Raw genomic sequence first — 12,593 nt, forward strand, 5'->3', positions numbered from 1 at the left:
AGGGGGAACAGATGAGCGGCGCGAGCAGCGGGACCGCCCTGCGCACGGAACGTTTCAGGCCCGGATTCACCGACGCTGATCCAGAGCTGCCGGACGAGCGGACCTCGAACTGGCTTGAGGCCGTCAACCTCGGATTCCACGATCCCCGCTGGGATCCGAAGCACCTGGCCTCGATTGTCCAGGCGTATCAGGCTGACGGGCGGATGCTCACCGGAGTCTACGACGACGGCGCGCCCGAACATGCCTGGAATCCAAAGGCTCCGGTTGCCACGTACGCGTCGATGTCCCACGACCTGAACGCCGGTGCCGGCCTGCTGCCGGCGCACCAGGTCACGTCGGTGACGGTGCGGCCCACGCACCGCAGGCGGGGGGTCCTTACGGGAATGATTACCCGGGACCTGCGGAGCGCGAAGGAGAACGGTTTCGCCGTTGCTTCGCTCTACGCTTCGGAAGCCGTCATCTACGGCAGGTACGGGTTTGGCGCAGCTACTTCGGAAGCCGAGATTGACATAGACGTCCGCGGCAGGCTGGAACTCCGCACGGCGCCGTCGGGCATCACCGCCCTGGCAGACCTGGCGGGGATGGAGAAGCTGGCGCCTGCAATCTTCCAGCGTCATCTGGAAGCAACTCGCGGGGCCCTCGGCCGGCAGGCCGGCTACGCCAAACGGGCCGCCGGACTCTGGGGAGACCTCCCCGAGGAGCAGAAGGAGGTGCGCGCAGCGGTCCATTACGACGCCGCCGGCACACCGGACGGGTACGTTACCTACCGGTTCCTGCCGTGGGAGACCGAGCCGCACACCCTGAAGGTGCTGGACCTGGTTGCCGTGGACGACACGGCACGCCTTGAACTGTGGCGCTACCTGGGCTCCATTGACCTGGTGGAGAAAATCACTGCGTCCGCACCGGTCAGCGACCCGCTTCCCTGGGCACTGACCGACCGCAGGCGCTACCGCATTACGGGCGTTGAGGACGCACTGTGGCTCCGGGCCCTTGATCCGGCAGCAATGCTGCGTGCCCGCGGATTCGAATCCGACGGACACCTGGTCATCGGGGTCATGGACCCGCTGGGACTTGCCTCCGGCCGGTGGCTGCTCCAGGTAAGTTCCGGCGTGCCCGTGCTGACCGCGCTGGGAAGCGACGACCCCCGCGGCATCCCTGCGGTGGAAGCCGATGCTGCGGCCTTCGCCTCGCTCTACCTGGGCGGCGTACCGGCCTCCATGCTGGCCGCCGCAGGCGGCATCCGCGGCAGCGCCGAGGCGGTTGGTGCCCTGGGGCGGCTGTTCGATGTCGCCGTGCACCCGTACTGCAATACCCACTTCTAAAGCGGCAGGCAGCGGCGGGAATTACCGGCGTTCTTCGCTGGTTTGCATCGACAGGGAGGAAGGACTACCGGAATCCCGGTACGCCTTTGACCTGACTTGGAGCCTCCGGCTAGACTGAACAGGCGCGCCACGCGTGCTGGTTCGGTCTTTTCAAAACTCTGGAGGCCATCCACGCGCAGGGCGAGTACCAACATCATTAACATTCTGTCCATCTCCGGACAACCAAGCACCGTCTTGAGCCTGATATTCGGGTTGCACGCGAGCCGGTGGGAGTGCCTCCGGAATTACAACAACTTCCACATCGGAGTCCCAACTACATGACCATCACCACCACCGAGAAGTCCGGTACCCCGCAGGTCGCCATCAACGACATCGGATCTGCCGAGGACTTCCTCGCCGCCATTGACGCAACGATCAAGTACTTCAACGACGGCGACCTCGTCGAAGGTACCGTCGTCAAGGTTGACCGCGACGAGGTTCTGCTCGACATCGGTTACAAGACCGAGGGTGTCATTCCTTCCCGTGAGCTTTCCATCAAGCACGACGTTGATCCCGGAGACGTTGTCTCCGTTGGCGATCAGGTCGAGGCCCTGGTTCTCACCAAGGAAGACAAAGAAGGCCGTCTGATCCTCTCCAAGAAGCGCGCACAGTACGAGCGCGCCTGGGGCGACATCGAGAAGGTCAAGGAGGAAGACGGCGTCGTCACCGGTACCGTCATCGAGGTTGTCAAGGGTGGTCTTATCCTCGACATCGGGCTGCGCGGCTTCCTGCCCGCCTCCCTCGTGGAGATGCGTCGCGTCCGCGACCTGGCTCCGTACATCGGCCAGCAGATCGAAGCCAAGATCATCGAGCTGGACAAGAACCGCAACAACGTGGTCCTGTCCCGCCGTGCGTGGCTCGAGCAGACCCAGTCCGAGGTCCGCTCGACCTTCCTCAACAAGCTGGAAAAGGGCCAGGTTCGTCCGGGCGTCGTTTCCTCCATCGTCAACTTCGGTGCATTCGTGGACCTTGGCGGCGTAGACGGCCTCGTCCACGTTTCCGAGCTGTCCTGGAAGCACATCGACCACCCCTCCGAGGTCGTCGAAGTTGGCCAGGAAGTCACCGTTGAGGTTCTGGAAGTTGACCTCGACCGCGAGCGTGTCTCCCTGTCGCTGAAGGCTACGCAGGAAGATCCGTGGCAGACCTTCGCCCGCACCCACGCCCTGGGCCAGGTTGTGCCGGGCAAGGTCACCAAGCTGGTTCCGTTCGGTGCGTTCGTACGCGTCGAAGACGGCATCGAAGGCCTGGTCCACATCTCCGAGCTGGCTGTCCGCCACGTAGAGCTGGCAGAGCAGGTTGTCTCCGTCGGAGATGAACTGTTCGTCAAGGTCATCGACATCGACCTCGAGCGCCGCCGCATCTCGCTGTCGCTGAAGCAGGCCAACGAGGGCGTCGACCCCGAGGGCACCGAGTTCGATCCGGCCCTGTACGGCATGGCCGCAGAGTACGACGAAGCCGGCAACTACAAGTACCCCGAAGGCTTCGACCCCGAGTCGAACGAATGGCTCGAGGGCTACGAGACCCAGCGCGCCGCTTGGGAGCAGCAGTACGCTGACGCCCAGGCCCGCTGGGAAGCCCACAAGAAGCAGGTCGCCCAGCACAACTCCGAGGACGTTGCTGCTGCATCCGACTCCGCTGAGTCCAGCTCCACCAGCTACTCCTCCGAGCCTGCTGCATCCGAGTCCGCTGCCGGTACCCTGGCATCTGACGAGGCCCTTGCCGCGCTGCGCGAGAAGCTGACCGGCAACTAATTTCCTGTTGCTCAGGTGCTAGCTGCCTGAAAGGCGGGTTTCCACTTCGGTGGGGACCCGCCTTTCGCTTTGCCCGGAGGACTCTTCCCGGGTTTGGTAGGCTGAGGCGCCCAACAAACCACACCAACGCGGAGAGCCATCATGCCGGACAGTGACGTGCCCTCAGCCAGCAGTGGGCTGGAGCAGCAAATCCGGCAGAAGGCACGGGCATCAGCACAGCACCTGCCGCCCGTCCAGGCAGCAAACCTGATCCACTGCGCCATGGACGAACAGGCCGAAACCGACGATGAGTGGCTGAGGACGCGTGAAGACCTGGAGGAGCGGCTGCACAGCAGGTTTCCCGACTACTTCGATGCAGCCGAAGCGGTGAGGGCATCAGAGGCCGACGCCGATATTCCCCGCTTTCGTGCCTGGCGGCGGGAGCAGCTGCGGCTGGCTGGAGAGTCGGACGGTTTTGCGGCTGTCCATGCGGTGCGGGTCCGCACCATTGGCGGTGCCGTGCTGGCAGCCGCCATCCTGACCAAACCCTTCGGGCTTATCAGCGCAGATACATTTTTCCTGGCTGCCGTGCTCGGTACCGGAATCTTGCTGCTGGGTTCGCAGCTGCTGAAAAGACGCCGCAGCCCGTTGTGGGAAGGCGTGTTCACCCACCCGAAGTTTGCTTCCTACAGTGTCTGGCACTGCGCCGCCGAGGCGGCGGCTGCCTCTCTCATCAGGGAACACGAGCCATGCGGAGCGCAGTGGGACGACGCGCTGCGGATAGCGGAAGGGCGGTGGGACCGGCGGAACCGCCGCAGCCCCCTCTGGGCCGAGGAAGACTACAGCGGCATCCGCTGCACCGCCGCCTAGGCCGACTCCCGGATCACCAATGAAGTTGGCAGCCGGCAGATTCGTTCCGCTGCCCGTCCCTCGATCAGTTCCACCAGCATCCGGGCCATCTTCTCGCCAAGTTCAGCGATGGGGTGGTGGACGGTGGTGAGGGCGGGCTGGACGCCCATGGCGAACTGGTCGTCGTCAAAGCCAACAAGGGCGATGTCCTCAGGTATCCGGAGGCCATGCTCCAGGATGACGGCGTGCGCTCCGGCGGCCATCTGGTCATTCGCTGCGAACACGCCGTCAATTCGCTTACCCCGGGCCAGCAGCCGCTGCATCGCGGCTGCACCGGAGGCAACGGTGAAGTCGCCGTACTCCACCAGGGCGTCACTGAGTCCCGCCTGGCGCAGACCGCTCCGCCACCCGGCAAGACGGTCCACTCCAGGAGGCATATCCTGCGGACCCGCGATCGTGGCAATGTTCTGCCGTCCGGTGGTGATGAGGCGCTCAACGGCAGCCAGGGCGCCCTCTTCGTTATCGACCTCGACGTAATAGCTGTCAGCGGCATTGAGCAGCGGACGGCCGGCGAACACGATGGGAAGGGCATCGCTGAGGTGCTCCCAGGAGTGGTCGCCGCTGTGGTGGGACACCACCAGTACACCGTCCACGTTGCCGCCCATGAGGTAGCGCTGGGTCTTGCCCGGGTTCGCCTCCGATGACGTGACCATGTTCAGCATGTAGTCCGTGGAGTTCAGGTACTTCGCGACCCCTTCGACCACTGTGGCGAAGAAGGGGTCCGCGAACACCTTGGACGTGGACTCGGGTACCAGGAGCGTAATGGTGTAGGTCCGCCGGCTCGCCAGGGTCCGTGCTGCCCGGTTCGGCACGTAATTCAGCGTCCGGACAGCCTGTTCCACGCTGTGCACGAGTTCGGGCGCAACCGACGTTGAACCGTTGACCACCCGCCACACTGTGGCTCGTGAGACGCCGGCCAGCGCAGCCACCATCTCCAGGGTGGCTGCAGGCCGCACCTGACCCGTCTCAGTACCCACTGGAGTCTCCATTTCCTGGTGTCCTCTGCCGTCCGAAGCCGGGTTCAGATTCCAATCCTAGTTCCCCTACCGCGCCCCGGCGGCCGCCGGGGAACCTTCGAGGTCTCCGGCATCCGCACCCTGCCGCACCTCAGCAGCGAACCGGCTGTAGGCGAGCCCGCTGTCCTTGATGATGCGTTCCTGCGTCCGGTAGTCCACGTGGATAATGCCAAAACGCTTGTCATATCCCCAGGACCATTCGAAGTTGTCCAGCAGGGACCAGACAAAGTAGCCACGGACGTCGGCGCCTTCGGCGATGGCCGCCCCTACGGCCTTGATGTGGTCCAGGATGTACTTGGTGCGCTCAGCGTCCGGGATGGTTCCTTCCCTGCTGACGGCGTCATCGTAAGCAGCACCGTTCTCGGTGATGTACAGCGGCGGCAGGTCCGGGTATTCCTGTCCCAGACGCACCAGCAGCTTCCGGAGGCCGTCAGGGTTCACTTCCCAGTTCATGGCTGTGCGGGGCAGCCCGCGGGTGGGGAAGGTTATGTGTTCGGCACCGATCCAGGGCGAGGCTTTGGGTGTGTCGGTCCCGCCGCCGTGGCCGTCCTCTCCGGACGTGTCCGGGTGGCCGCTGATCTGGTCATCGTGGTAATGGTTTACGCCCAGGAAGTCGATGGGCGCTCCGATGAGTTCCATGTCTCCGGGCAGGATCAGTTCATGCAGGCCGTACGGTTCGAGGTCACGGAGTGAGTCCTCCGGGTACGCTCCGCGCAGTATCGGATCCAGGAAGATCCGGTTCTGCAGCGAATCGAACAGCCGGGCAGCCTCCAGGTCCACCGGGTCGGCCGGGTCCTTGGGAATCGAATTGCTGAGGTTCAGGGTGATGCCTAGCTGGTCGGCACCCAGGTTCCGCAGCTCGGTGACGGCCATACCGTGGGCGAGGTGCTGGTGGTGCACGGCGGCAATGGCGGCACGCGGTTCCTGGCGGCCCGGAGCGTGGACTCCGGAACCGTAGCCGAGCAGTGAGGAGCAGAAAGGCTCGTTGAAGGTAGTCCAGTGCTTCACCCTGTCGCCGAGGGCGGCGTAGACATCCTGCGCGTATTCGACGTAGCGGCAGGCGGTGTCCCGGTTGGTCCAGCCGCCCTTGTCCTCCAGCCCCTGCGGAAGGTCCCAGTGGTACAGCGTCAGCCAGGGAAGGATCCCGGCCTCGAGCAGTTCGTCCACAAGACGCGAATAGAAGTCCAGTCCCTTGGGGTTGACTGCCCCTCCGCCCGGGCGGACGCGCGCCCAGCTGGTTGAGAAGCGGTAGGAGTCCAGTCCCAGTTCCTTCATCAGCGCAACGTCCTGCGGCATGCGGTGGTAATGGTCCACCGCAGTGGCGGGTGTGTCCATGTTCAGGACATTTCCCGGCACCGCCGCGAATGCATCCCAGATTGAGTCCTGCTTGCCGTCTTCCCGGGCGGCACCCTCAACCTGCGCTGCCGCCGTTGCGGAGCCCCAGATGAATCCGGGCGGAAAACTGCTGTGGATACCGCTGGTCCCCATAGAGGTGTTATTCGTCATTAGCCCTTCACTGCTCCCTGCATAATTCCGGATATAAGTTGCTTTCCCGCTGCTACGAAGAGGATGAGCAGGGGAATGGTTGCCAAAACTGCTCCGGCCAGGACAACTGAGTAGTCCACGTACCTGGCAGACTGCAGCTGGCTGAGAGCGACCTGCAGCGTTGGGTTGTTGGGCAGCACCAGAAGCGGCCACATGAAGTCGGTCCACGCCGTCATGAACGTGAAAAGACCCAGGATGGCCATGGCCGGCTTCGCGGCCGGCAGTGCCACGTGCCGAAAGGTACCCAGCATGCTCGCGCCGTCCATCCGCGCCGACTCAATGAGTTCGTCGGGAATGACGTCTACCAGGTACTGGCGCATGAAGAACACCCCGAAGGCCGTCACCAGGCCGGGGACAATCACGGCTCCCAGCTCACCGGTCCAGCCCAGTTTCTGCATCACCATAAACAGCGGAATGATGCCCAGCTGGGTGGGGATTGCCATGGTGGCGATCACGGCAACCATGAGGAAGCCCCGGCCCTTGAACCGCAGTTTCGCGAACGCGTACCCGGCCAGAGTCGAGAAGATCACCACTGAGACGGTGATGGTTCCGGAGATGATGATGCTGTTGGCGAGCGCTTTCCAGAAAGGCACGGTGTCAAAGACCGCAGCGGCGTTCGTCCAGAAGTTGCCGCCAGGCCACAGCGGAGGCCAGTCAAGGCCCAGTGCCTCGTTGGAGCGGCTGCCGATGATCAGTGACCACCACAGAGGGTAGGCAGAACCGATCAGGAACGCCAGCAGGATTCCGTAGCTCAGGAACCCGGGCCGGCCTGCGCCCCGGAAGAAGCGGCGTCCGCCGCGCAGCGGCCGGCCGGACCCGGATCCCGTTCCGGTTCCGGGAACTGGCCGGGCTTTTTGAAGGACGGTCATTTTCTGCTCCTAACCCGGCGGGGCCTGCGGGTGTCCGAGGTGGCGATTTTCTTGCTGATCAGGAAGTTGACGACGCCCACCAGCACGATGATGAGGAACAGCAGCCAGGCGACGGCGGATGCCTTGCCGAAATTCTGCCGCTGGAAGGCAAGTTCCCACAGGAAAAGGACCGTCGTCTGGAACTGCTTCTGCGTTCCACCGGCGTTGACCGGATCGAACAGCCGCGGCTCCGCGAAAATCTGCAGTCCGCCGATGGTGGCTGTGATGATCACGAAAATCATGGTGGGCCGGATGCTTGGCAGCGTGATGCTGAAGAACCGCCGGACGGCACCTGCGCCGTCCAGGGCCGCTGACTCGTAGAGGTCCCGGGGGACAGCCTGCATGGCGGCCAGAAGAATGAGTGCGTTGTAGCCGGTCCAGCGCCAGTTGACCATGGTTGCAATCGCGACGTGGCTGGCAAAGGACCCGTCCTGCCAGCGGACTCCGCCGATGCCGGCGTTTTCGAGCATATTGTTGATCAGCCCGTTTTCCTGGTTGAACATATTGGAAAAGATGAGGGCGACGGCGACGGGTGTCACTACGTACGGCACCAGGACGGACATGCGCCAGAAGGTTTTCGCCCTCAGGTTCTGGTCCAGGACGGCGGCGAGCATAACGGCGATTACCAGCTGTGGAATAGCAGAGAGCAGGAAGATTGAAAACGTGTTGGACATCGAATTCCAGAAGTACCCGTCTGCCAGGACATTGCTGAAGTTCGAAAGTCCGACAAAATCTCCCTGCCCTTTGAGCAGGTGCCAGTCATGCAGCGAGACCCAGAAAGTGTAAACGAGCGGGAAAAGTCCGGTGAGGCCAAAAAGAATAAAGAACGGTGAAATGTAGAGGTACGGTGACGCCTTCATGTCCCATTTGGACAGACGCTGGCGGAAGGTGGCCCGCGCTTTGACTGGCGGCGGTGCGGCTGGACGGTTCAAGGTGGCAGTCATTGGAAACTCTCATGCTCCGGGCGGAGCCTCCGGATGTGGCCGAAGGCCCCGCGTGCGGTGCTGCTAGTTGTTGATAACCAGGTCGTTGAGGAGCTCGAGTGCCTTGGCCCAAGCCTGTTCAGCGTCGGCCTGTCCGGTTTCGACCAGGTCGATCGGCGGACCGAAAACATTCTCCTGGATCACGGAGTCATCCGGGCCCTTGAACTGAGCTTCGACGCCCTTGGCTCGCTCGGCCAGGATCGAGCCGGTCGGCGCGTTGTTGAACCACTCGTTCGGTGCTGCTTCTTCCGCGAGTGTTTCCTGTGCGGTGATGGTGCTGGGGAAGTTGTTCGCTGCTTCGCTCTGCTTGATTTGCTGGTCGGGATGAGTCAGCCAGGCCGCAAGCTTCGCTGCTTCTTCCTTGTGCTCGGAGCTTTCCGGTACGGAGAGGAACGCGCCGCCCCAGTTCGATGCTCCGCCGGGGAAGACATCAGCGAAGTCCCATCCGCTGTCCACGCCGCCGCCGGCTGACTCAACCTTGCCCTGGATGGTGCCCAGCATCCAGCCGGGGCAGACCATGGTGGCGAAGGAGCCGTCCAGGAAGGCCTTGCCGTTGGCCCAGTCCCATTCCTTTTGGTTGGAGGACAGCCCGTCACCAATTGCAGTCGAGAGCTGTTCAAAACGCGAAATCATGGCTTCGTTTCCGTCGACGTTCAGCTCCCCGTCCTTCGTGTAATAGCCCTCCTCCATCTGGTTGACCATGGAGTTCCACACGAAGCCAGCCTGGTCGAACCAGGGCTTGCCGCTTGCGTCCTTGTACTGGTTGCCTACCTCAAAGTACGTCTCCCAGGAGGCCTCTTCTCCGCCCAGGAGCTCAGCTACGGCTTCCCGGTCGCTGGGCAGCCCGGCTGCTTCGAAAAGCTTGCCGTTGTAGCAGATGCCCTGCGGCCCGATGTCCGTGCCGTAGCCGATAACGCGCCCGCTGGGGTCAGTGCCCTGGTTGTACTTCCACTCCACCCAGTTGTCCTTGATGTCCTCGGCACCGTATTCGTTGAGGTCCACGAACTTGTCCGAGACCTCCACGATGGCGCCGAGCCAGCCCTCTTCGATGGCGACTACGTCGCTCACGCCGGAACCGGCGGCGAGCTTGGTGAAGAGATCGGTCCTTGCGTTGCCGCCGGTGTCGATGTTGGTTGCCTTGATAGTGATGCCCGGGTTGGCGTCTTCATACTCGCCGTAGAGATCGTCATACCCAAAAGTGCCAAAGGTCGTGACGGTCAGTTCGATCGGATTATCCTCCGAAGCCGCTTCGCCACTGTTGCTGCCGCCGCTGCAGCCGGCGGCAAGCAGGGCCACAGCCGCCGCTCCCGCAACTACAGACGCTGAATATCGGAACTTCTTCACGGTCACTCCTTTGTGTGTGTCTTGCCGGTTTATCCCGGGGGAGGACCGTGCCGAAGGTGCCAGGCTTGTCCGGTCGGGACTAATTCAGTGCTGGTGCTTGGTGAACCATGAGAGACCCGGTACGGTTCCGATTTGCCTCACCGTGCCAGAGAGCGCTCTCTGATCTTGCTGAGAGCCTAGATGTGACGCGCTTCACTGTCAAGAGAGCGCTCTCTGGAACCTCGCGTGCACGTGGACGGCGCGCGCCGTTCCTAGTGCCGGATGCTTACCGTGACGGTGAAACGCGGGTTGCGGCCCACTTGGCGTGTGGGCCCTACCAGGCGGTTGAGCGCCGGGCGATAGGCCAGATGCGAATTCCAGACCGTCCACAGCTCACCGCCGGGACGCAGCACGCGGGCTGCGTCGGCGAACAGCTTGTGGGCGATGCCGGTATGCACGCTGGCACCGATGTGGAAGGGGGGATTGAGCACCACCAGATCCCGGGAGCGGTCCGTAAGCCAGGACAGTGCATCTGCTCGCTGGACGGTGGCACGGTCCAGGACGGCGTTGGCGGCTAGGGTCAGCCGGGTGGAGCCAACGGCTGCTTCGGACTGGTCCGAGGCCAGGATCCTTATGTCCGGACGCTGCAGTGCCAGGTACGCTGCGATAGCACCGTTGCCGCAGCCCAGGTCCACGGCGTCCGCGGCGCCGCGGGCCTGGCTCAGGAACGGCAGCAGGAAACGGGTTCCCGGGTCCAGCGACGCGCCGCCAAAGGCCGCACCGCGGGCCCGCAGCTGCAGCGGAACCGGCAGTCCGACGTCGTACGCTGCCTCCAGTGGAAAGCGGGACGCAGGAAATGAGTGCGCGGGGAGCGGGCTCGCCACCGTGAGCACACGGGACTTCTGGCGCGCCAGGCCCGCCGTCACCGACCGGAAATACCGGCCCAGCACCTCGTTCATCGCGGTGGTCATGTGCTTGATCCGCCCGCCCGCATAGATCCGTACGGTGGACGGCGCATGTTCGGCGATCAGCCGGGCAATCTCATCCAGGGCGTCGAGGGAGCGTGGCAGCCGGAGCAGGATCACACCGGCCCCGGTGACCAGGCCCGGTTCCAGGCCCGTGTGCTTGTAGCTTCCGGCCAGGCCCAGTGCCTCGGCGTTCCGGTTCAGTGCGAGCTCGCCGGAGAACGGATCCTGATGCACCCGGATCCCCGTGAACGAATAGCAGGATGCCGCCCCAAGCGTGAGTGCTCCGTAGGAATCCCCGATGACCACGGGCGCACCGCTGCCCCCTGAGGCCGCGGCCCGAAGGTCGCCGGCAGCGGTATCCAGCAGCAGCTTGTCTGCGGCGTCGAATGCCTGCAGGTTCTCCGCTTCCACGTCCGGGGCCCGCCCCAGCAGGCCGAAATCGAACGGTGTTTCGGAAGCTGTCACAGGTCTATCCATTCGGTGGCGAGAAGTTCGGCTGAGACGTCTCCGGCGGTGAGCGCAGCGAGCCGTTCCCGGAATCCGTCGGTGCTGTCCGGAGCGTCCGGGAGGGCGACCGTAATCACGGCCCCGCGGTCGCCGTACTCCGTGCCGCGCACGGTGTAGCCGGCGCCGCGCAGGTCATTCTCCAGCCGCCCGGCGCCGCCATGGCTGGCGGGAACGGCGTACAGCTGCATGCGGCGGCGGCGCAGCAGGGGAGCGGAGGACAGTGCCGAGGACACGGATTCGGAGTATGCCCGTACCAGGCCGCCGGCTCCGAGCAGGATTCCGCCGAAGTAGCGGACCGTCACTGCCGTGATGTCACTGAGGTCCGCCGTGCCGTCGAAGGTTTCCCTTTTGGTCAGCGCCTCAAGCATGGGGATTCCGGCGGTACCGGAGGGCTCACCGTCGTCACTGGAGCGCTGGACCTCGCGGCCGGGACCCAGGACAAAGGCGCTGCAGTGGTGGCGGGTGTCATGGAACTCCCGGCGCAGCTCCGCGATCAGAGCTCGCGCTTCGTCCTCGGTTTCGGTACGCCGGAGCACGGTGATGAACCGCGAGCGCTTGATTTCGAGTTCAGAGCGGTGATCCCCGGCGACGGTCGTGTAGCGTCCCGACGCTGCCTGGATTTCACTCACCCTGTCAGTCTAGTTGGCCACGTGGCCGCATCGGCCCCGGTGCGTTCGGGGAAGGTAGGGTGGTGGCCATGCTGAAGGTAGGTCTCACCGGCGGAATCGCCGCCGGAAAATCACTGGTGGCCCGCACACTGTCGGAGTGCGGGGCTGCCCTGATCGACGCCGATGCCCTCGCCCGGGAGGTGGTGGAACCCGGCACCGGCGGGCTGGCCGCCGTCGTAGAGGCATTCGGTCCGCAGGTACTTGCCGCAGACGGAACCCTGGACCGTGCCGCGCTGGCGGCAATCGTGTTCGGGGATGAGCAGAAGCGTGCGGCGCTCAATTCAATTGTCCATCCGCTGGTCCGTGCCCGGGCGGCGGCGCTGGCGGCCGAGGTCCCGGAGGATGGCATCCTGGTGCAGGACATTCCGCTGCTGGTGGAGACCGGACAGGCCGGCAACTTCGACTTCGTGCTGGTGGTGGAGGCGCCCGAGGAAGAACGGCTGGCGCGTATGGTCCGCGACCGCGGCATGAAGCCCGCGGATGCCCGGGCCCGGATCGACGCGCAGGCGAGCGCCGCCGAGCGTGCCGCAGCGGCGGATGCCGTACTGGAGAACACCGGCACACCGGAAGAGCTCATCGAAGCTGTTCAGCAGCTGTGGCATACCCGGCTTGTTCCCCTGAACCGGGAACGGCTGCGGGCCGCCGGTCCGCGGTAGCCGCATGGTTATGCCGTCA

11 protein-coding genes are annotated in these 12,593 nt (G+C 64.2%); 4 read left to right on the forward strand and 7 right to left on the reverse strand.

Going from position 1 to position 12,593, the window contains the following annotated elements:
- Positions 1–11 precede the first annotated feature (11 nt).
- From ITX31_RS13340 to ITX31_RS13350, 3 genes are all read left to right on the forward strand, one after another.
- Positions 12–1,322, forward strand: a complete 1,311-nt coding sequence (locus ITX31_RS13340; protein ID WP_194783901.1) for a GNAT family N-acetyltransferase — start codon at positions 12–14, stop codon at positions 1,320–1,322.
- Between the two features lie 317 nt (positions 1,323–1,639).
- A complete protein-coding gene (gene rpsA / locus ITX31_RS13345) occupies positions 1,640–3,112 on the forward strand; it encodes a 30S ribosomal protein S1 (protein ID WP_091605081.1) in 1,473 nt (490 codons plus the stop codon).
- Between the two features lie 141 nt (positions 3,113–3,253).
- Positions 3,254–3,961: a hypothetical protein gene (locus tag ITX31_RS13350; RefSeq protein ID WP_194783902.1), complete on the forward strand. Its 708-nt coding sequence runs from the start codon at positions 3,254–3,256 to the stop codon at positions 3,959–3,961.
- On the opposite strand, the gene ITX31_RS13355 is transcribed toward ITX31_RS13350, so the two are convergent.
- The 7 genes from ITX31_RS13355 to ITX31_RS13385 all read right to left on the reverse strand — a co-directional run bounded on the left by ITX31_RS13355 (position 3,958) and on the right by ITX31_RS13385 (position 11,879).
- The gene (locus tag ITX31_RS13355; RefSeq protein WP_416354820.1) at positions 3,958–4,977 is read right to left on the reverse strand and encodes a LacI family DNA-binding transcriptional regulator; all 1,020 of its coding nucleotides are present in this window, start codon (positions 4,975–4,977) and stop codon (positions 3,958–3,960) included. The genes ITX31_RS13350 and ITX31_RS13355 overlap by 4 nt on opposite strands.
- A gap of 66 nt (positions 4,978–5,043) precedes the next feature.
- Entirely contained in the window at positions 5,044–6,522 is a 1,479-nt protein-coding gene (locus ITX31_RS13360) for a GH1 family beta-glucosidase (RefSeq protein WP_228529344.1), read from the reverse strand.
- The gene (locus tag ITX31_RS13365) at positions 6,522–7,430 is read right to left on the reverse strand and encodes a carbohydrate ABC transporter permease (RefSeq protein WP_194783904.1); all 909 of its coding nucleotides are present in this window, start codon (positions 7,428–7,430) and stop codon (positions 6,522–6,524) included. Before ITX31_RS13365 ends, ITX31_RS13360 begins: the two co-directional genes overlap by 1 nt.
- Entirely contained in the window at positions 7,427–8,413 is a 987-nt protein-coding gene (locus tag ITX31_RS13370; protein ID WP_194783905.1) for a carbohydrate ABC transporter permease, read from the reverse strand. The genes ITX31_RS13365 and ITX31_RS13370 overlap by 4 nt, the downstream gene beginning before the upstream one ends.
- Before the next feature lie 63 nt (positions 8,414–8,476).
- The gene (locus ITX31_RS13375; protein ID WP_194783906.1) at positions 8,477–9,796 is read right to left on the reverse strand and encodes an ABC transporter substrate-binding protein; all 1,320 of its coding nucleotides are present in this window, start codon (positions 9,794–9,796) and stop codon (positions 8,477–8,479) included.
- 251 nt (positions 9,797–10,047) lie between these two features.
- Positions 10,048–11,208, reverse strand: coding sequence for a class I SAM-dependent methyltransferase (locus ITX31_RS13380; RefSeq protein WP_323745684.1), 1,161 nt, complete (start codon positions 11,206–11,208; stop codon positions 10,048–10,050).
- Positions 11,205–11,879 carry an IMPACT family protein gene (locus ITX31_RS13385; RefSeq protein WP_194783908.1) on the reverse strand — a complete coding sequence of 225 codons (675 nt, stop codon included), beginning with the start codon at positions 11,877–11,879 and terminating at the stop codon, positions 11,205–11,207. The genes ITX31_RS13380 and ITX31_RS13385 overlap by 4 nt, the downstream gene beginning before the upstream one ends.
- 68 nt (positions 11,880–11,947) lie before the next feature.
- On the opposite strand from ITX31_RS13385, the gene coaE reads away from it, so the two are divergent.
- Positions 11,948–12,574 carry a dephospho-CoA kinase gene (gene coaE / locus ITX31_RS13390; RefSeq protein WP_194783909.1) on the forward strand — a complete coding sequence of 209 codons (627 nt, stop codon included), beginning with the start codon at positions 11,948–11,950 and terminating at the stop codon, positions 12,572–12,574.
- The last annotated feature ends 19 nt before the right edge of the window (positions 12,575–12,593 follow it).

The sequence above is a fragment of the Arthrobacter gandavensis genome (genome assembly GCF_015355785.1).
Classification (GTDB): Bacteria; Actinomycetota; Actinomycetes; order Actinomycetales; family Micrococcaceae; genus Arthrobacter_B; species Arthrobacter_B gandavensis_A.

Coding starts and splice junctions, on each gene's coding strand:
- ITX31_RS13340 (WP_194783901.1), top strand. CDS start 12: ATGAGCGGCGCGAGCAGCGGGACCGCCCTGCGCACGGAACGTTTCAGG.
- rpsA (WP_091605081.1), top strand. CDS start 1,640: ATGACCATCACCACCACCGAGAAGTCCGGTACCCCGCAGGTCGCCATC.
- ITX31_RS13350 (WP_194783902.1), top strand. CDS start 3,254: ATGCCGGACAGTGACGTGCCCTCAGCCAGCAGTGGGCTGGAGCAGCAA.
- ITX31_RS13360 (WP_228529344.1), bottom strand. CDS start 6,522: ATGACGAATAACACCTCTATGGGGACCAGCGGTATCCACAGCAGTTTT.
- ITX31_RS13365 (WP_194783904.1), bottom strand. CDS start 7,430: ATGACCGTCCTTCAAAAAGCCCGGCCAGTTCCCGGAACCGGAACGGGA.
- ITX31_RS13370 (WP_194783905.1), bottom strand. CDS start 8,413: ATGACTGCCACCTTGAACCGTCCAGCCGCACCGCCGCCAGTCAAAGCG.
- coaE (WP_194783909.1), top strand. CDS start 11,948: ATGCTGAAGGTAGGTCTCACCGGCGGAATCGCCGCCGGAAAATCACTG.